Annotated in this window: 17 protein-coding genes and 1 pseudogene; 7 read left to right on the top strand and 11 right to left on the bottom strand. The window is 37.7% G+C overall.

The genetic code is table 11. The features are described from left to right. Positions 1 to 349: 349 nt before the first annotated feature. Positions 350 to 703: a hypothetical protein gene (locus ACQKMR_RS20325; RefSeq protein ID WP_427698941.1), complete on the bottom strand. Its 354-nt coding sequence runs from the start codon at positions 701 to 703 to the stop codon at positions 350 to 352. A gap of 309 nt (positions 704 to 1012) precedes the next feature. On the opposite strand from ACQKMR_RS20325, the gene ACQKMR_RS20320 reads away from it, so the two are divergent. Next, positions 1013 to 1255, top strand: coding sequence for a hypothetical protein (locus ACQKMR_RS20320; protein WP_427698940.1), 243 nt, complete (start codon positions 1013 to 1015; stop codon positions 1253 to 1255). Positions 1256 to 1323: 68 nt separating this feature from the next. Here the strand turns inward: ACQKMR_RS20320 and ACQKMR_RS20315 are convergent, their stop codons facing one another. After that, a complete protein-coding gene (locus tag ACQKMR_RS20315; RefSeq protein ID WP_427698939.1) occupies positions 1324 to 2511 on the bottom strand; it encodes an LL-diaminopimelate aminotransferase in 1188 nt (395 codons plus the stop codon). 78 nt (positions 2512 to 2589) lie between these two features. Next, the gene (locus ACQKMR_RS20310) at positions 2590 to 3486 is read right to left on the bottom strand and encodes a TIGR01777 family oxidoreductase (RefSeq protein WP_427698938.1); all 897 of its coding nucleotides are present in this window, start codon (positions 3484 to 3486) and stop codon (positions 2590 to 2592) included. Positions 3487 to 3961: 475 nt separating this feature from the next. Here ACQKMR_RS20310 and ACQKMR_RS20305 point away from each other — a divergent pair, with 475 nt between their 5' ends. From ACQKMR_RS20305 to ACQKMR_RS20290, 4 genes are all read left to right on the top strand, one after another. Then, positions 3962 to 5548: an S-layer protein gene (locus tag ACQKMR_RS20305; RefSeq protein WP_427698937.1), complete on the top strand. Its 1587-nt coding sequence runs from the start codon at positions 3962 to 3964 to the stop codon at positions 5546 to 5548. A 429-nt stretch (positions 5549 to 5977) separates the two neighbouring features. Next, positions 5978 to 6799 carry an amino acid ABC transporter substrate-binding protein gene (locus ACQKMR_RS20300; RefSeq protein WP_427698936.1) on the top strand — a complete coding sequence of 274 codons (822 nt, stop codon included), beginning with the start codon at positions 5978 to 5980 and terminating at the stop codon, positions 6797 to 6799. Further along, the gene (locus ACQKMR_RS20295) at positions 6783 to 7487 is read left to right on the top strand and encodes an amino acid ABC transporter permease (protein WP_427698935.1); all 705 of its coding nucleotides are present in this window, start codon (positions 6783 to 6785) and stop codon (positions 7485 to 7487) included. The genes ACQKMR_RS20300 and ACQKMR_RS20295 overlap by 17 nt, the downstream gene beginning before the upstream one ends. Positions 7488 to 7516: 29 nt before the next feature. Further along, the gene (locus ACQKMR_RS20290; RefSeq protein ID WP_427698934.1) at positions 7517 to 8254 is read left to right on the top strand and encodes an amino acid ABC transporter ATP-binding protein; all 738 of its coding nucleotides are present in this window, start codon (positions 7517 to 7519) and stop codon (positions 8252 to 8254) included. Positions 8255 to 8721: 467 nt separating this feature from the next. On the opposite strand, the gene ACQKMR_RS20285 is transcribed toward ACQKMR_RS20290, so the two are convergent. Beyond that, on the bottom strand, positions 8722 to 9891 hold the full coding sequence (locus ACQKMR_RS20285; protein WP_427698933.1) for an MFS transporter: 1170 nt from the start codon (positions 9889 to 9891) through the stop codon (positions 8722 to 8724). 524 nt (positions 9892 to 10415) lie between these two features. On the opposite strand from ACQKMR_RS20285, the gene ACQKMR_RS20280 reads away from it, so the two are divergent. Further along, on the top strand, positions 10416 to 11117 hold the full coding sequence (locus tag ACQKMR_RS20280; RefSeq protein ID WP_427698932.1) for a response regulator transcription factor: 702 nt from the start codon (positions 10416 to 10418) through the stop codon (positions 11115 to 11117). 6 nt (positions 11118 to 11123) lie between these two features. Beyond that, positions 11124 to 12563 (top strand): sensor histidine kinase, encoded by a 1440-nt coding sequence (locus ACQKMR_RS20275; protein ID WP_427698931.1) that lies wholly within the window; start codon positions 11124 to 11126, stop codon positions 12561 to 12563. 80 nt (positions 12564 to 12643) lie between these two features. On the opposite strand, the gene ACQKMR_RS20270 is transcribed toward ACQKMR_RS20275, so the two are convergent. The 7 genes and pseudogenes from ACQKMR_RS20270 to ACQKMR_RS20240 form a co-directional block, all read right to left on the bottom strand. Further along, positions 12644 to 12997, bottom strand: coding sequence for a YxeA family protein (locus ACQKMR_RS20270; RefSeq protein WP_427698930.1), 354 nt, complete (start codon positions 12995 to 12997; stop codon positions 12644 to 12646). 5 nt (positions 12998 to 13002) lie between these two features. Then, on the bottom strand, positions 13003 to 14922 hold the full coding sequence (locus ACQKMR_RS20265) for an ABC transporter permease (protein ID WP_427698929.1): 1920 nt from the start codon (positions 14920 to 14922) through the stop codon (positions 13003 to 13005). Beyond that, positions 14909 to 15676, bottom strand: coding sequence for an ABC transporter ATP-binding protein (locus tag ACQKMR_RS20260; protein ID WP_427698928.1), 768 nt, complete (start codon positions 15674 to 15676; stop codon positions 14909 to 14911). Before ACQKMR_RS20260 ends, ACQKMR_RS20265 begins: the two co-directional genes overlap by 14 nt. 237 nt (positions 15677 to 15913) lie before the next feature. Further along, positions 15914 to 16174, bottom strand: a pseudogene (locus ACQKMR_RS20255) (transposase); the annotation flags it as partial. A 553-nt stretch (positions 16175 to 16727) separates the two neighbouring features. Then, the gene (locus tag ACQKMR_RS20250) at positions 16728 to 17027 is read right to left on the bottom strand and encodes a hypothetical protein (RefSeq protein WP_427698927.1); all 300 of its coding nucleotides are present in this window, start codon (positions 17025 to 17027) and stop codon (positions 16728 to 16730) included. Positions 17028 to 17068: 41 nt separating this feature from the next. Next, entirely contained in the window at positions 17069 to 18097 is a 1029-nt protein-coding gene (locus tag ACQKMR_RS20245; RefSeq protein WP_427698926.1) for an IS1595 family transposase, read from the bottom strand. A 471-nt stretch (positions 18098 to 18568) separates the two neighbouring features. Continuing rightward, a partial coding sequence (locus ACQKMR_RS20240) for a transposase (RefSeq protein ID WP_427698925.1) occupies positions 18569 to 18956 on the bottom strand: 388 nt, incomplete at its 5' end.

Raw genomic sequence — 18956 nt, 5'->3', positions numbered from 1 at the left:
CGGGATTGAGTGTTTAAATAAAGTAATAATAGCTAGCTTCGAAATTGGAATCGTCTGATGGTAATATTTCTATTTATGTTGGACAGTTTTACGTGTTAAATAATAAAGCCCTTCCTTTTACAGGAGGGGCTTCAGACTGTAGACAAACTCGATAAATAATTGAGTTTGTCTACAGTTTTTTTTGAGGATTTGTAAAATTTGAACGTTGATTGGAACGTAGGGCACTCGCTTTCCGCGGGCAGTCCGGGAGCCTCCTCGGCGCCCTTGCTCACTTGTCTTTAAAGTACAGATTAATAGGGCTTCTATTATATGGCAAATTAACTTTTAGAAAACGTTAGAGTTTCATAACTTACTCAAGTTCTACATATTCTTCAGCGTGCCACTTGATACCTTCCCTTTGAAAATATGCTTCTGCTTCTAACGGTAAATTAGAAGTAACCATCCGTAAACCTTTTCTCTCAATTCCCCCCGGAAAAGATACTGACGACAAGTCCTCTGACAGCCAAAATCGCTTATACTGCTGAGATAATTTGTCTTTTTCAAATTCGCCTATCATTTGCCCTCGGTTTATAAAAATTAGATAATCAGCAGCAAGCTTGCGGATATCTTTCATTTGATGAGTGGAAATGAAGATTGTTTTTTCTTCCCTTTCCATCCACTCAATCAAAAGGTTCATATATTTCTGCTTTGATACAATGTCCATATGGACAGTTGGTTCATCCAGAATCACAGTGAAAGGGAATTGGTACACAGCTTTTACAGAAGCATTACAAGGGTTTTCCAAAGTTATTGCCGATGTTAATAGGAAACCAAGCCGGAGAAAATTACTATAAAGCTAAAGGATTTACAACTGCCGAAGAGTTTGAGAAGGACTATTATGGACACAAACTAAGAACCAAACGAATGGCTTTAGAAATCTAATGCAAATGCTCTGTTTTACATTTTCCAGAAAAGTGTAAAATCAAATGAAACTTTTGTACGCTATGCTCGTAATTAAGAGTGGAGGTGTAAAATGAAAAAGTATCTAATTTTCATTATTAGTTTCTTATTGTTATTTACCTTATTGCAGATTTCAACTGGACTATTTCTAACTGCTATATATACCCCTGATTTTTCAGAGTCATTGGGCATGGGTAATACACTTTCTAAAGAAGTGGTTTTTGTTCAAAATTCGCAAATGCCTACATTAATAATTGCTGTTTTATCTGCTACATTAGCCTATTTCATTTTGAATAAAGTCGTAAAAAAGAATTGAATGAGAAGAACCTTCATACAACAAGAGTGCGGCTTACCCTCCGCACTCTTGTTGTTTACTTTTCATAATCAATCCTGAACCACTTTTCGATAGTCTTCCAGAAACAGTTGAATCTTTTCTGCAGCTTCTGTCAATCTCTCAGCCGGTTGGACCAAGGCCATTCGAACATATCCTTCGCCTTGTTTTCCAAAAGCATCTCCAGGGACTACCGTAACCCCCGCTTTTTCAATCAATTCATAGGCAAAATCTCGTGACTTCCAGCCAGCAGGAATTTGAGCCCAAATAAACATAGTAGCAGAGGATTTAGGTACATGCCATCCGCCTTTTGCAAGACCTGTTATCAAGGCATCCCGACGGGTCTCGTATTCCTTAACCTGATCGGACAGCAGCGAAAGGTTGGATGTAAGCGCCATTTCAGCAGCTTTTTGAATCGGATAAAAAACTCCATAATCGATGTGTGATTTCAATGTACCTAAGATATGTAACGCATCACGATTGCCGACCACATATCCAATACGACAGCCTGCCATATTGAACGTTTTCGATAGCGAATTAAATTCAATCCCAACCTCCTTAGCCCCCGGAATGGACATAAAGCTAATCTGAGGATGATCATCAAAAATTAACTCAGAGTAAGCAAAATCGTGAACAACCAGAATCCCATTCTTTTTAGCAAACGAAATAACCTCTGAAAAAAAGGCTTCATCAGCAAGTGCAGTGACTGGATTTCCAGGGTAACTGATGATCATCATTTTCGTTTTGTTCAATATTTCATCTGGTATTTCATTGAGCTGCGGCAGGAATTTATTCTCGGCAGTAAGTGGCATTGGATAAATGTTACCTCCTGCGAGCTCTACACTTGCTTCGTAAATTGGATATCCCGGATCCGGTACTAACACATAATCACCCGGATTAATCATTGCTGTTGCCAAGTGTGCAAGCCCATCTTGTGAGCCCATCAGTTGAAGGACCTCTTTATCTGAATCAAGCTCTACCCCGTAACGTTGCCGATAAAAATAACAAACAGCCTCATGGAATTCAGGTGTACCTTTCAGCGTATAACCGTATGAATTTGTATCCTGTGCATATTTGACCAGCGTATCCACTACAAATGCAGGCGGTGGCAAATCAGGACTACCAACGCTCAGATCGATAACATCTATCCCGCGCTTCATCGCATCCTGCTTACGATTCGCCAACTCCGAAAAAATTCCTGTTGTGAATCTTCCGACTTTTTCAGATGGAATAATATTCATAATACAGATTTCCCTTCATCAATAATCTTTTTATCTATTATTATAGCAAATCAAATCACTCTCTAGTGTTTTATACCATTATTTAGAACTCTTGAGTATTTGATGAAGGGCTGCATCGAGTTTATTAAATTTAAACTCGTAACCCTCCCTTACCAATCTTTCAGGAATAACCCAGCGACTCTTTAAAATCAATTCAGTTTCGGTTCTCATAAAGAAAGCTCCCATTTCAAGCATGGGCCTTGGGCATGGCAGCCCTCTCTTTTTATTCAGGGCATTTCTCAAGTGAGCCATTAGCTCACGATTTGTAACTGGATGAGGTGAAGAACAATTGAATACTCCGCTTAACTCCTCGTTCTTTCTTAGAAAAAGGACAATGTTAAATAAATCATCTATATGTATCCAACTGAACTTTTGATTTCCCGATCCTTGGTGACCGCCTAGACCAAATTTGACTAAATTTTTATAAGGAGTCATAACCCCTCCATCATCGCCCAACACAATCGCTATTCTTAAAGCAATTTGTCTTGTATGAGGTAACTGAAATTCAAAAAATGAACGCTCCCATTCCTTGGCCACATGAACCGAGAAACCTGAGCCAATGATACCGCCATCCTCTGTCATTGGATTATCTTCAGCATGCCTATAAATAGTTGCCGTGCTTGAGTTTATCCATAATGAAGGAGGATTTTCACATTGTTTAATTGCATTTCCTAGTATTTTAGTAGTTTCAGTTCGTGAATGTAAGATTTCTTCCTTATTCTTAGCATTGTAGCGACAGTTAACTGTTTTCCCTGCCAAGTTGATTAACAAATCAGAATTCTCAATCGATTCTCTTACTCCTTCGATATTGCTCCAACTGATATGTGGAGATTGTCTTGAAATTATTCTTACCTCATATCCTAAACTCATAAAATGATTTTCAAAGTATTTACCAACAAAACCAGTCCCGCCAGCTAAAACTACTTTCTTCTTCATATAACCAACTCGCTTTCTTTCAAGAGTTAATAGCCCGTGACATTCTTATTGTGAATTACTTCACAAAAATTATACCACTCAATTACATTAAATGGTAGGATCATTAATAACAGTGGCTAAAGAGTTAATATTTCTTTTGCTAACTCTCCTTCCAATCTAACTGGTTCTCTTTAAGGAGTAGGTACATCATTATCCACAGGGCCAGTAAAGGCTGCATCTAAAATAGATGCTACTTAACATCACTAGGCAACAAGCTGTTACAGCCCTACATGAAATATACAATAAAGCTTCTTCGGAAAAAAATTCTACATACTTCCACTTATTTAAAAATCAATGACAATACCCAAAAAGATGATACTGGAGATTCCCCCTCTTCATTTACAAAAACCATACTCTCCCCAAATAGACACTTAATATTTTTACAATAAAATTAGCTTGTTCAATATTATTTCAATATATCGGGGGTGTCGGAAAGATGTTAAATAAGTTTAAAACATTTACGGTATTGGCTCTCAGCTTAGCCATCCTTTCTCAAAGTCTGCCGGTCGCTGCAAAAGATGCAGAAGAAAACAACCAGACAAATTCTGGAGGTAGATGGATGAAAGGGGAATATCATGCCCATACCACTCAGTCCGACGATGCAGAAGGCTCTCAGACCCTTGAAAGAGTGCTCAACAACGCATTTGACAAGTATGGTATGGATTGGATGGGAATTTCCGACCACTTGAGAATGTCTTCACGGGATGATGAAGGACATTTGATTCCAGGCGGTCCGATTCCTCTGTCTCAGGGAATCATTCAATATCAAGATCCGAAAATGAAACAACTGCAGAAAAAGGGCAAATATAAAAACAAAATTATCTTTTCGGGGTTCGAATGGGACATGCCTACATACGAACATGTCGGCATAGGAATTTTAGGAGATCAGGCAGGATCATCGAAAAGTTTAAAAGCTGGCAATCAATTCGAGTATTTGTTTACCAATCAGGATGAAAAGATGTTCGATTCTAAGGATGTAGCCATCTGGAAAGCACAGGACCAAAGAGCCAACAAGACACCACAGGATGCTCGAACAGCCTTGGCATGGCTTGAGAAGAATTATAAAAATACAAGTTATGCCATCCTGAATCACCCTTCGAGAAAAAAGGTTTACACCATATCTGATTTCCGCGACTTCAACAATATTGCACCGGATGTCTTGTTTGGATTTGAAGGCATGCCCGGTAACCAAATGGAGCCCGACAGAGGCGGCTTAAACCTGTCAACGCCTGAAAACAGGACTTATGGCGGTTCCGATTACATGCTTGCTAAGATTGGCGGTACATGGGATGCGCTTCTTGGAGAAGGACGTCAGTTCTGGAACTTTTCTAATTCCGACTCCCATTTCGAAATCAGTGAAAATCGCCTTTACTCAAGCGGATACTGGCCTGGCGAATATTCTAAAAATTATACTTGGGTGAACGGTTCCACGATGCAATCCGTCTTGGACGGCATGCGGTCGGGGAAATCATTCTCTGTTTTTGGTGACTTGATTAACGCACTTGATTTCCAAGCTAAAGGCGGAGGCAGCAAGGTAGATATGGGTGGGGACCTTCAAGTGAAGGAAGGACAAATGGTCAAAATTACAATCCGATTTAAGAGCCCCAAAAAGAACAACAACGGCGATTCGGTTAAAGTAGATCACGTAGATTTAATTTCCGGTGATGTAACCGGGAAAGCTATGCCTGGAACACCAGCTTACAGTAAAGACACCAATGATACGACAAAAGTAGTTAAACGCTTTACAAGCAAAGACTGGAAAACTGATGACGATGGTTACCATATTATCACTTACAAAGTCAAAGCGAGTAAGGACCAATATTTCCGTTTGAGAGGTACGAATCTAGGGGAAAATGTCTCTGGAGAAACGAGCAACGGTGAGCCGCTGATCGATTCAAAGACTGATATTGAGGATAACGAATCACGTTTTGCCGAGATCAACAACCGTAACTATAAAGACCTTTGGTTCTATTCGAACCCTATCTTCGTAAGCGTTGAGGAAAGAATGCATCACAATCACTAAGCCAATTAGTTTCGGGCGGTTCAAATCCAGAATTAACACTCCCATCCACCTTCTTAATCCTGAAGGTGGATGGGAGTCTTTATGTTCTCGAAAGTTCTAAATCCATCGTTTCTACTTAGTCTCCTCCAGACCGAAAAACCTTGAAACTCACGTTCGAGTTGGGTATCGGAACAGATGCCATATCAAGGAGAAAAGGAAAAATCTATGTAGGTATCAATTTTTACGTGATGGATGGTATTAGAAGTGAAAAGTTGTAGAGAAGAACAAACTCTTCGTTATAAGTACTAATTCAATTCAATCCTTTAAAATCTGTATAATTCGCAAAGATTCATTAACACTAATGATAAAAGTGTTTCTATTGACTTTTTACCCTTTCTAATTTAGTATCATTTATATCAATCCCTATCAGATTACTAGGAGGTTTATCAGATGAAAAAATCGATTGCACTTTTATCGCTATTGTTAGCTTTCACAATTGTACTTACCGCTTGTGGTTCAAATACAAAAAATGAGGCAAATAATACCGACAATAAATCTTCACAAGAAAGTCTATATGATAAAGTCAAAAAAGATGGCGTATTAACAGTTGGAACAGAAGGTACATACCCTCCTTTCACATTCCACGATGATTCAGACAAACTAACTGGGTTTGATGTTGAAATTTCTAAGGAAGTAGCAAAACGTCTTGGTGTGAAAGCAGAGTTTAAAGAAACACAATGGGACGGTATGTTTGCAGGATTAGATGCCAAACGTTTTGATATGATTGCAAACCAAGTTGGAATAGATGAAGACCGTCAAAAGAAATATGATTTCTCGGACCCATATATTCAATCAGGAGCAGTTTTACTTGTTCACAAAGACAATTCAGATATTAAATCATTCGATGATTTAAAAGGTAAGAAATCTGCACAGACTTTAACAAGTAACTACAATGATATAGCAAAATCCCACGGTGCTGAAGTTATCGGTATTGAAGGATTTTCTCAAGCCGTACAGCTTATTGGTTCTAAACGTGTAGAAGCAACGATAAATGATAAATTATCTTACCTTGATTATAAAAAACAACATCCTGATGCACCTATCAAAGTGGCTGATGAGGAAGAAAACGGTGTAACCAGTGGGTTAATGTTTAGAAAAGACAGCGACAAGTTAGTGGAAGAAGTAAACAAAGCACTAAAAGATATGCATGATGACGGTACGTACGCAAAAATCTCCGAAAAATGGTTTGGTGAAGATGTTTCTCCTAAGTAATATTTTCTCTGACCCAGAGCGTATGAACCAACTTGTTTCCATCGCTCAAACCTCCCTCTATCCTATGGTAGAGGGAGCTATTAAAAATACAATTCCACTAACATTAATAACATTTGTTCTTGGCCTTATTCTCGCTGTACTAACAGCATTAGCTCGATTATCTTCTATAAAAATTTTACAAATAATTGCGCGTGTATATGTGTCAATCATCCGCGGGACACCATTACTTGTGCAATTATTTATTATTTTCTACGGGCTGCCAAACTTAGGTATAACGATTAACCCTTTCATATCGGCTATTATAGGATTTTCTCTAAGCGTCGGAGCTTATGCTTCAGAAATTATACGGGCAGCTATTCTATCAATACCAAAAGGACAATGGGAAGCAGGCTATTCAATTGGTATGACATATACCCAAGCATTAAAGCGAATTGTTTTACCGCAAGCAGCTCGAGTATCCATACCCCCATTATCAAACACTTTTATTAGCCTTTTAAAAGATACATCGCTTGCATCACTAATTCTTGTAGCAGAGATGTTCCGTAAAGCTCAAGAAATTGCTGCAAAAAACTATGAATTTCTATTACTCTACATTGAAGCAGGCGCTATATATTGGATTATGTGTACGGTTTTATCAATTATTCAAGGACGTATCGAAGACAAACTTAATCGATATGTAGCAAAATAAGAGCTGAAGTATTAAAAGGAGATTTTAGAATGATTAACATTAAGAATCTTCATAAATCATTTGGTGACCTTGAAGTGTTAAAGGGCATTGATTTGGAAGTAGAACAAGGAAAAGTCATTGTATTAATCGGCCCTTCTGGTTCAGGTAAAACAACGTTTCTTCGTTGCTTAAATCTCCTTGAGGTGCCTACAGACGGGACGATTGAAATTGATCAAAAATTAATGGAGTTTAATAAACCTGTTAATAAAAGATCAATTACTTCTTTTCGTAGTTTGACAGGGATGGTATTTCAAAACTATAACCTCTTCCCACACAAAACAGCAGTAGAAAACGTAATGGAAGGTCCTATTATAGTAAAGAACATTCCAAAACAAAAAGCGAAAGAGAAAGCCAAGGCATTGCTTACAAAAGTGGGTTTAGGTGACAAAGTTGATTTTTATCCTTTCCAGTTGTCCGGCGGCCAGCAACAGCGCGTGGGAATTGCAAGGGCACTGGCCATGGAGCCAAAAGTAATGCTGTTTGACGAGCCAACCTCTGCTCTTGATCCTGAACTAGTTGGTGACGTCTTACAAGTAATGAAAGACCTAGCGAAAGAAGAAAGAATGACAATGGTTGTTGTGACACATGAAATGCGTTTCGCTCGTGATGTAGCAGACGAAGTTATCTTTATGGATGAAGGAAAAATTATGGAACGAGGAACACCCGAACAAATTTTCACAAACCCTAAAGAAGAGCGTACACGCCGTTTTTTGAATATGATTCAATAAAAAGGCGTTTGTTTAATATAGAAAAACCCTATTAGCAAAATAGGGTTTCAGTTTGTAGACAAAAGGGGTTCGGAATTAAAAATTCCGAACCCCTTTTGAAATCCCCTTTGAATGTTCGCCTAAATTTAAGAGGTTAGGGCTCTATCTTAAAGTTAAAACAAAGTTGATTGGAACGGAAGGTACGAGACTCCTGCGGGAAAAGCGCGTCTAAGGGAGACCCCGCAGGCGAAAGCCGAGGAGGCTCCCGGACCGCCCGCGGAAAGCGAGTGCCTGGAGTGGAAATCAACGTCCAAAATTGTACAAGCCATAAAAAACTGTAGACAAACTCGATTAGCAAAATAGGGTTTTTTTGCGCATTTAAATTAAATGTATCATCTCAATTTCAACTGTACGAACATATTGAAAAAACCTGTAGATTTGCCCGACTTTGGACGTTATCTACAGGCTAGTTAAGGGGTGCACATACCTCAAACAAAAACTTTGACTTGTTTCGTCTGTGCATGATAAATCTGATAAAGAACTAATGCAAAAACTGAAAGCATAGCTCCTGAAATAAATGGCAAATCTATCGAAATGGAAAATAACCATCCACCTATTGGAGGACCAGCAATTCTACCGAATGAGTCAAAGGAAGAAAGTAAGCCAGTAACACTGCCATGTCCAGTTGTAGAATTTTTGGTCAACAGTGCCGAAATGGCAGGCCGGATGAAACCATTCCCTAATCCGAAAATGGTTAAGAAAACTGCAGATGTCCAGAAATTATTAGAGAACAGTATTAGAATAAATCCAATGGCCGATACGATAATCCCTATTCGGATAACCGCGCCTTCGCCATATTTCTTTGTCATCCTTCCCACCAATCCACCTTGAACAATCGCACTGCCAAATCCCATGATCATAAATATATAGCCTAATTGTACAAGGCTTATATTAGCCTTTTGAGCTGCGAAATAGGCGAAAGTCGTTTCGAGTCCAGCCATAGAAAGTGTGATAATCAATTGTAGAATAAACATAATACTCAGCGGTCCATTAAAGGCTTTCCACATTGATTCTTTATTTTTCGAATGCCTAGATCTTTTTTCTACTGTAAGTGATTCTTTCAGTATTAGAAACACTAGAATTAGAGTAATTAAAGATGAAATCCCCGCAATATAAAAAGGTAAATTCAAACTTGTTTTTGAGAAGATACCGCCAATTGCCGGACCAAAGATGAAGCCAAGTCCTGTAGCAGCACCGATGATCCCCATCCCTTTCCCCCGGTCCTCTGGCGTCGTAATATCAGCTACATACGCCATTGCAGTAGGCATATTAGCAGAGGATAAAACCCCACCAACAATTCTAGCTACGAATAAAACCCATAAAGAATCTGCTGTCGCCATGATGAAAAAAGAAAGCGCTAATCCTGCAATTCCAATCATCATAACAGGCTTACGACCTATTCGGTCAGAGATACGTCCCCACATTGGGGCAAATAATAATTGCATTAACGAATAGACAGCCATTAAAAGACCAAGCTCTGTCGGACTGCCACCAACCTTTTCAGCTAGGAACGGCATTACCGGAATAATAATCCCAAAACCGACCATCACTAAAAACATGACTAAAAAAAGAACAGGCAACACCTTTTTTGTTTCCATTATTTTTTCTCCTTTTATTCTTTCACATTTGCTGCATACTTTTTCTAATGTTCTTTGATAGAAAATGATTTTGGTCTAGAAGAATATCATCGAAAACCTAGACTTAATTACATAGTAAAACATAATAGCTATATCATTATCTACCTACCAATACTTTAAACAGTTTATCATACAACCTTTACCAAATCAGTACTTAGTACTATCTATATCCGCCTCAAATAAATAAGCCTACAACCGGAAACTACCTTATTTAAAACCAAACAATGATCAGTCCCCGGCGTTTAATGGCAACAAGGTCCTGATCCTTATATTGAAAGTACACTTTCATTTTTTAATGGAACCTATGTGCTTTTCTCTACTTTGTTTCGCAGCTTATCTTCGCTATTAAATATAATCTTGAACGAAAAATTATGAAACGGACGCCTAAGGCGCACTTATTCCAGAAATATCTCTCCCCTCCCCTTATTTTTTGCTACAGGGTACTCTATACTGTAGGTTAAGATTGATGTTTGGGAGGTAGAAGAATGGCTAATGATCAGTGGATTTTAATTATTGACGATGAGGAAGATTTGGCGCGTCTCATGGAGACAGTTTTACATAAAGAAGGTATTCCAAATATTGTAACAGCTGGGACAGTTTCTGCTGGTTGGGCAAAGTTTCAGGAGGTTAATCCCGCACTTGTATTGCTAGATATTATGCTGCCTGATGGCGAAGGCTATGATTTATGCAAGCAAATTCGTGAAGTGTCGAATGTGCCAATTTTATTTTTGTCGGCTAAGGATGATGAAATTGATAAGCTTTTAGGATTGGCGATTGGTGGGGATGATTATATTACCAAACCATTTAGTCCGAAAGAAGTTGCTTATCGAGTAAAGGCGCAGCTAAGGCGTGCAGGCTTTTCAGAGGAAAAAGCGGCTCCGAAAAGTTTGCAAGTTGGTCCTTTTGAGCTTAGTGCAAATGAAACAGAAGTGAAAAAGGATGGCAAAACGATTGAGCTCACAGCAAAAGAAATCGGACTGATGAGCTGTTTTATGCATCATTCGAATCAGATTTTAAGCAAGGAAACTTTGTTTGAACATGTGTGGGGCGATGATTTCTTTGGCTCTGATAATACAGTGATGGTGCATATTCGCCGTTTACGCGAAAAAATTGAGGCGGATCCTTCAAAGCCTTCGTTTTTATTAACTGTTAAAGGGCTTGGTTATAAATTACAAACCAATGGGTGAAATAAGATGAAATGGAAATTGACACTGCGCTTTTTAGGATCCGTTGTGACAATTGTTGTAATCGTAGGGATTGTAAATACAATTATACTCTTCTGCTTACTCTTTTTTCGATCGATGTATAATTTCGGGACAGAAGAAGTATCTGCAGAAAACTTTAGCCGAACATTTTCACAATATGTAGAAATACAAGATAACAAACCAATGGTAAATGAAGAAGGGCTAGATAAACTCAAAGACAATAAGGCCTGGATACAATTTTTGAATAATAAGGGTGAGCAAGTGGCAGCCTTTTATACACCTCAAAATTTGCAAACAGTGTATTCTCCTGTTGAAATCGTACAAATGTATAAGTATAAAGAAATTGATGCAAAGACGACTGTTTTTGTCGGTGAAGCCCATAATTTCAGCTATTTTGTAGGCGTTAAGGAACAGAAAATAGGTCGCTATGTAATGACCTATGATTATGCAAAAGTTTTTAAAAACTTTAATATCTTATTTTTACTATTTTTAATCATAGATATTATTATTGCATTAGTCATTGGATTCTTATTTGGTAAAAGATTAACGAGTCCACTGAACATATTAATAGAAGGAATTCAGCAGCTTCGGGAGAGACGCTTTAAGAAGATGAGTATACCAAAAGGCGTTTATGAAGATGTATTTCGCAATATGAATGAACTATCGGTAAAGTTAGATCAGTATGAGAAAGAGCGTGATCAGCTTGACCAAATGCGTGAGGAATGGATTAGCAATGTTTCTCATGACATGAAGACACCACTTGCCTCTATCCATGGTTATGCAGAATTGATAAAAGATGGCGCCACAGATTTAACACCAAAAGAACTGCACGAGTATACATCTATTATTAATAGACAGTCTATATATATGAAAGATTTGTTAGATGACCTCAATTTAACGATGCGTTTACGTAATCAACAGCTCCCTTTGCAATTTGAAGATGTAAATATTGTCGGGTTTATTCGTGAAATGACGATTGAGCTTTTAAATGATTCATCATTTGGTGATCGACAGGTTGAATTTGAGGCAAATGTGGACAAAGCAATGCATAAAGTGGATAAAAAATTACTGAAAAGGGCGATCCTTAACTTTATCTACAACGCACTTGTGCATAATGATGAAAATGTCGTTGTGAATATACAAATTAATAATATTTATCTACAAGGTGGACAAGAGCAAAATTCAAGCAGCATATCCACAGCCCCAGGATCTCATACCCAAATTACCATTGCTGATAATGGCCGCGGTATTCCCCCTAAAGATTTAGAACAGGTTTTTGAACGCTACTATCGAGGGACGAATACTACCAGCACACATGGGACTGGATTAGGAATGGCTATAGCAAGAGATATTATTTTAGCTCATAACGGAAAACTAGATTTGACTAGCGTTGAAAATAAGGGAACCACCATTACTATACTTTTATAATGCTAATTCTGTTCTTCTTAATAGGCAGAGAAAAGGGCTGTACTCCACTTACTTATTGGAGACAGCCCTTCTTTCCTATTTTATTTTTTTTGTGCCTTTTTCGGGATTTCCTCAAATTTCACTTCATCATAAGACGATACTTCATCTCCATTTTTCACGTACATTTTCAAGTAGGCATCTTTCCGAAGATTTTTTTGTGCCGTGAATTCAAGTTGTATTGTTTCACCATCAGCATTTGTGGCGTCCAGTTTATAAGAATAGGAGGTCATCACTGTACCATCATCCAGTTTGGTTTCATGCTCTTCCCCATCCTCTGTAATTTGTAAATAATAATTGCTGGCATTCATACGGTTGAAGTCAATATTAGTAAGCGCGAATACCCCTACTACTCCTAGCAAAAACAAAATACCAACTACCATTAGAAATTTTTTCATCTCTATCATCCTTCTGTTTTATTATTTTGTGTGATAATACGATTGTAAGAAGCTACCGTTAAGATATAATACAGACCGTAGATAACTGTATAAGCAATCATCCAGATCAACACAGGTTTTGCTAGGTCCATCATCAGTAAGCTAGAGAAGGCTTTTAAAGCAACTGCACTGTGTAATAACCCTACCGCTAGTGGTACGAAGAAGATTACGAATACTTGTGATGCAATGGATTTCCGCATTTCTTTTGCGCTAACGCCCATTTTATGAAGCATATTGTATTGTGATTTATCTTCCTCTGCTTCAGTTAAAACTTTAAAATAAATGATACTACCTGTTGCAGCTAAAAATACCAGACCCAGGAAGCTTCCGATAAAGAGCAGTGATCCTACGCCTTCGATGCTTGTCTGAAAATCTTGAGGAGCACTAGAAAATAGCGCTTCTTCAGGTATTTGTTTTGCAATTTTTTCTGATAAATCCGTAGAAGCTTTGTCCACACCAATGACACGGTATTTTAGTGCTTCTCCTTCTTTTTGTAATACTTTAAATTGATCATTTGATACCACAACTGCAATACCTGCTGTGCCGGCATTTAAAACGGTTTGTGTTTTAAAGCTCTGGAATGTGATTGCAGAGTTGTTTTCTGTCGTGATGGTCTTTCCCTTGTATTTAGGTGAGAATCTTTTGTCATATCCAATATCTAAAATAACCGCATTATCAGCATTTACATGTAATTCTTCCTTGTTTTGTACTGCTGCTAGTTTGTTATATGTTTTTTCGTTGATAACCGTGTAAATTCTTTTATCTGAGCTATCGAAAACTGATGCCGCGTTTAATTCTTTTGTATTAAATGTGACTGATAGTGCTTCGATATTTTCATCGTACTTTGTATCTGGCAATAAAGCGCTAACTTGTTGATTGCTTTTTGCATCTGTTTGCTGATACATAAAAGTATTTGGATCAGCGGTCATAACTTGGTCATTTGTGTTGTAATAAAGACCATACACTGCACCGCCTGCTGTTACAGTTGTAGCACTTAACACCGCAATCACGGTCAATGTACGTGCATTCCCCCGAATACGATATAGCAGTTGTGAGATCGTCATTATATGAAGACCTTTCCATAGCCATTTTTCATTTTTCTTAATTATGGCTAACACAAAGCCTGTCACACTGTGGAACAATAAAAACGTGCCGACAATAACTGTTGTCAAAATAATTAGTGCTGTCATTAAAAATCCGACTTTTTCCCACACTTTTGAAGTAAATAGATCTTGCATCGCTAACCAATAACCGGTGACAATTAATAAAACCCCAAGAATGGCTACAATCATTGATGACTTCGGAGCCGCTTCCCCCTTTTTCGATGCGTGGAATAGATCAATTAATTTAAATTGATAAATTAAACGATAGCCCTGGAATGATGTCACTAAGAAAATAATAAGAAATACGATAGCAGTGTTCAAAGCTGCGGATCCTGAAAATGTAAATGGTGCTATGACATCATAGCCCATTAAATAAATCAAAATCGTCATAAATCCTTTTGAACAAAGGAATCCAAGTACAATCCCCACAACTAATGAAACCAAACCTAATAATAAGTTTTCAAAGAAGAGCATAAAGCCAATTTGACGGTTACGTACGCCAAGCAATGCATACAATGCAACTTCTTTTTTACGTTTTTTCATAAAGAATGAATTCGAATAGGCAATAAATATGGCAACGAAGAATATTAGAATGACTGCGGCACCACTCATTAGTGAATCTAATTTTTGTGATGAAGCCGTTTTTTCTGCAATCGTATCGCTATATTTTAATGTCACAAATGTAAAGTAGATGATAATACTAAAAACCATAGATGCGATGTATAAAAAATATTGGGAGAGGTTTCGTGCAATATTTTTCCTCGCTAGACTAAATAACGTCATCTACCTCACCTCCAATTGTTGCAAGGACATCCAAAATCTGTTGGAAGAAAACTTTACGTGATTGGCCACGACGATAAATTTCTGTTGAAAGCGTGCCATCCTTGATGAAAATAATACGTCTGCAGAAGCTTGCGGCATATGCATCATGTGTTACCAACATGATTGTAGAATTATTATTTTCATTTAATTTACTTAAGCTTTCCAGTAAACCTGTCGCTGATTTTGAGTCAAGTGCACCTGTTGGCTCATCAGCCAGGATCAGTGCAGGCTCTGTAACAAGCGCTCTGGCTGCAGCTGTTCTTTGCTTTTGGCCACCTGAAATTTGATATGGATATTTAGCTAGTAAATCTTCAATACCAAATACTTTAGCGATACGATTCACTAAGATATTAATTTCTTTCGCTGGAATTTTCGCAATCGCCAGTGGTAATAATATATTTTCCTTCACAGTCAATGAATCGAGTAAATTGTAATCTTGGAAGATGAAACCAAGGTTGTCACGTCTGAAATCTGTTAAAGCAGCGCCCTTCATATCGTGAATACTCGTATCATTCATATAAATTTTCCCTTCAGTTGGGGAGTCAATTGTTGCTAACATATTAAGCAAAGTTGATTTCCCCGCTCCAGAAGGTCCCATTATACCTACAAACTCTCCTTCATGAATGTCAAAAGATATATTTTCTAACGCTGTGTAGGCAGCGCTTGATTTACCATATGTTTTTTTTATATTTTCTACTTTTAATAATGGTTCCATTTGTTTCACCTCTTCAGTAATGTTGATACTTATACTTTACATGCTCATCCTTACATCATCTTTGTGCCAACCTTACAGCAACCTTAAATCTATAAAAAAAAATCGTCTTCTATATGTATAGAAGACGACAGTTTGTAGACAAAAGGGGTTCGGAATTAAAACATTCCGAACCCCTTTTGAAATTCCCTTTGAATTTTGCTCAATATTAAGGAATTGGGTCTTTACGAGCCCACTATGTTAGGCCATTTTTGGACCTTGCCCTGTCCAATTGGCCATCTTCTTTAAATTCATGACAGCGAAAGTGAGCATCGCCTGCATCGACAATTTTTTAAGTCCCCTTAAAGTAGTCCAACGCATGCCATGCTTTTCTTTTGCATCTGCGAAAACACGCTCAATCGTTTCTTTATGTTTCGCATAGTTAGGTTTTACATCTTGATAATGACGCAGATGATCTGCTTCTTCCATATAATCTTGCCAAATATGACGTGTCACTACTTTACTTGGGCGTCCTACCTCTGAATACATATCTTTCACCAAGTCATATATGAATGAGAAGTCAATGGCGGCCTCAATTTTTCGAACCAAATGGTTCGCTGGCACCAGTTGATCTAAGTAATCATTTCAAGTTGATCTCGCTGAATAGAATCATGTTTAGAAAGCATCCTCATCACCTCAAGTTTTAATACTTCCATTTTAAAACAAGGCTCTGTTAAATGTTAATGTTGTTAATTAGATAAAGTTAAGGGGAGTACAAGAAATATTTTTGGACTCCCCAAAACTTAAGCTCAATGTAAAGAAAATTTACGAACTGAAATACTCAATGATTTTAAAACCCACATAATCTGTTTTGGTTGGATGTTTACTTCGATAATAACAATCCCAATAACTTACTGCTCGACTTTCGATTGTATTATAAAATCTTGCATTTTCTGCAATGAAATCTTTTGTTATCCCCTTATCAATATTACCTAAATTATCTTTTATCACTTGTAAGATTTCGATTACATACTCACCCGTCAGTCGAATTAAATAGGGAATTATCCAATTGTGGTCACTGCATTGATGAATTATCTTTTAAATTTTCTTCTCTAACAAAACCATCGTGATGCCTTGTAAATAAACAATTTAATACTATTTGTTGTCTATCTGTTAATGAATTATATTGCGATAAGGAAGGTTCATTATAATAAATACGTTCAGGAATATTCAACTTACTTCCCTTAAAATTAACCTCAAAACAGTAAGAGAAGTCTAACTTGTTTGTTTGGTTAATCATACTCAAAACTCTAATTGCATCTTCCTCTAATTCAGTTGGAAACGCTTTTAATAATTCATATTTTTTATTTGACATATTTTCACCAACTTTAATTTGCTCGTTATATGGAAGAAAAACTAAACAAGGAATTTTGATAGTCGTAAGCTATCATAAGTATCAGTCATTTCAAATACAAACGATGATAATAATAACTCTTTAATATTGTGCTTCGTACTTTCATTACTACGGCTATCGACAAATAAAAACCAGGCCAGATAGTTGTCGAGATATTTTGTAGCCACGCCTTTAAATCGGTTTATCCATTGTTTCATACGAGAATGGAGACCGTTAACATTCTGAATGTGATACAAACCTTTTATAACGTGTTTTCCATCATTAGATTTGATTGAATAATGCTCTAATCCCTTTTCTTTTGCATAGGTTTTATAAGCTCTCCAAGCATCTGTAACAAGGACGTTATCAGGTGTCAACTTAGAGCCTATCATATTATCAACTTTGTTCTTCACAACACGCCCCATACAAGCAACTTTTGAAACTGTTGCTTTCGTTCGGTCTCTTGCAACAAGAACGCAAACCTGTTCGTGACTTACTCCTCTGTGTTTAGATTTTCCACCACGCTTACGAGCTTTACGTTCAGTAATGCCACGTGTACCTTTCTGCGAGTATAGAAAATAGGTTTCGTCTACTTCAACAATACCTTCAAATTGCTCAAAATCCATTTGTTTAAGGGCATTCAGTAGCTTGTGTCTCCAATTAAATAGCGTAACCCAAGTAACCCCAACGATTTCAGCCGATTTTCGTAGGGAATATCCTTTAAACAAACAATCAACGAATGTAATCCATTCATCACCTTTTCGTGTACGATACAAGACAGTATTTGTTGTATCGGTAAAGGTCTTACTGCAACACTTACAACGATAGCGTTGGCGACCATTATAATTACCGAAACGAACAACGTGCTTAGATTCACAATGAGGACACTCAAAACCTTCTTTAAAGCGAGTTTCTCTCATTTCTTTGATTAGACGACCACCCACTGAGGAAGAAGGCTCAACATAACGTCTTACCCATTGATACACTCGTTCTTTTTCAGTATGCGGTAATTTGTCGATATGCTTTAACAAGTTACTAAACGCTTTGCTCAACCTTACAACCTACCGAATATTTGTTCTTATAAGGATAATACCAGGATTTTGAACAGGTATCAAATATCAACATTATTCTTTAACAGAGCCTAAAACAAAAAAGACTGTAGGCAAAAAAGGTTCTATCTAAATTTTATAACAAAGCTGATTGGAGCGGAAGGTGCGAGACTCCTGCGGGAAAAGCGCGTCTAGGGGAGACCCCGCAGGCGAAAGCCGAGGAGGCTCCCGGACCGCCCGCGGAAAGCGAGTGCCTGGAGTGGAAATCAACGTTCAAATTGTACAAGCCATAAAAAAACTGTATACAAACTCGATTTTCATCGAGTTTGTATACAGTCTGACGTCTTCTATATGTATAGAAGACGCAGTTTGTCGACAAAAGGGGTTCGGAATGTTTTAATTCCGAACCCCTTTTGATATTTTCTTGGAATTTTGCTCAAGATTAAGAGCTTTGGTCTCTACGAGCCCACTATGTTAGGTCATCTTTGGACCTTGCCATGTCCAATTGGCCATCTTCTTTAAATTCATGGCAGCGAAAGTAAGTATCGCCTGCATCGACAATTTTTTAAGTCCCCTTAAAGTAGTCCAACGCATACCATGCTTTTCTTTTGCATCTGCGAATACACGCTCAATCGTTTCCTTGCGTTTCGCATAGATAGGTTTTACATCTTGATGATGACGCAGGTGATCTGCTTCTTCCATATTTTCTTGCCAGATATGGCGCGTCACCACTTTTTGATGGTCTTTGCTTTCTGTACACTGTGATAAAAATGAACATGTCTTACAAATGTGTTTGGGAGATTTGTACTCGCGATATCCCTCTTTATTTGTTGTTGAGTACTTTAAAATCTCGCCCGATGGG

The sequence above is a fragment of the Peribacillus sp. NPDC096540 genome, from assembly GCF_050278525.1.
Lineage (GTDB): Bacteria > Bacillota > Bacilli > Bacillales > DSM-1321 > Peribacillus.
Note: the sequence above shows the minus strand (reverse complement) of the source record. Positions and strands in the feature narration are given on the sequence as shown.

What these genes read in the sequence shown, in the direction of transcription:
- ACQKMR_RS20265 (WP_427698929.1), bottom strand. Translation starts at nt 14,922, where the DNA reads ATGACGTTATTTAGTCTAGCGAGGAAAAATATTGCACGAAACCTCTCC.
- ACQKMR_RS20270 (WP_427698930.1), bottom strand. Translation starts at nt 12,997, where the DNA reads ATGAAAAAATTTCTAATGGTAGTTGGTATTTTGTTTTTGCTAGGAGTA.
- ACQKMR_RS20290 (WP_427698934.1), top strand. Translation starts at nt 7,517, where the DNA reads ATGATTAACATTAAGAATCTTCATAAATCATTTGGTGACCTTGAAGTG.
- ACQKMR_RS20300 (WP_427698936.1), top strand. Translation starts at nt 5,978, where the DNA reads ATGAAAAAATCGATTGCACTTTTATCGCTATTGTTAGCTTTCACAATT.
- ACQKMR_RS20260 (WP_427698928.1), bottom strand. Translation starts at nt 15,676, where the DNA reads ATGGAACCATTATTAAAAGTAGAAAATATAAAAAAAACATATGGTAAA.
- ACQKMR_RS20275 (WP_427698931.1), top strand. Translation starts at nt 11,124, where the DNA reads ATGAAATGGAAATTGACACTGCGCTTTTTAGGATCCGTTGTGACAATT.
- ACQKMR_RS20325 (WP_427698941.1), bottom strand. Translation starts at nt 703, where the DNA reads ATGGACATTGTATCAAAGCAGAAATATATGAACCTTTTGATTGAGTGG.
- ACQKMR_RS20285 (WP_427698933.1), bottom strand. Translation starts at nt 9,891, where the DNA reads ATGGAAACAAAAAAGGTGTTGCCTGTTCTTTTTTTAGTCATGTTTTTA.
- ACQKMR_RS20305 (WP_427698937.1), top strand. Translation starts at nt 3,962, where the DNA reads ATGTTAAATAAGTTTAAAACATTTACGGTATTGGCTCTCAGCTTAGCC.
- ACQKMR_RS20295 (WP_427698935.1), top strand. Translation starts at nt 6,783, where the DNA reads ATGTTTCTCCTAAGTAATATTTTCTCTGACCCAGAGCGTATGAACCAA.
- ACQKMR_RS20280 (WP_427698932.1), top strand. Translation starts at nt 10,416, where the DNA reads ATGGCTAATGATCAGTGGATTTTAATTATTGACGATGAGGAAGATTTG.
- ACQKMR_RS20310 (WP_427698938.1), bottom strand. Translation starts at nt 3,486, where the DNA reads ATGAAGAAGAAAGTAGTTTTAGCTGGCGGGACTGGTTTTGTTGGTAAA.
- ACQKMR_RS20320 (WP_427698940.1), top strand. Translation starts at nt 1,013, where the DNA reads ATGAAAAAGTATCTAATTTTCATTATTAGTTTCTTATTGTTATTTACC.
- ACQKMR_RS20315 (WP_427698939.1), bottom strand. Translation starts at nt 2,511, where the DNA reads ATGAATATTATTCCATCTGAAAAAGTCGGAAGATTCACAACAGGAATT.
- ACQKMR_RS20250 (WP_427698927.1), bottom strand. Translation starts at nt 17,027, where the DNA reads ATGTCAAATAAAAAATATGAATTATTAAAAGCGTTTCCAACTGAATTA.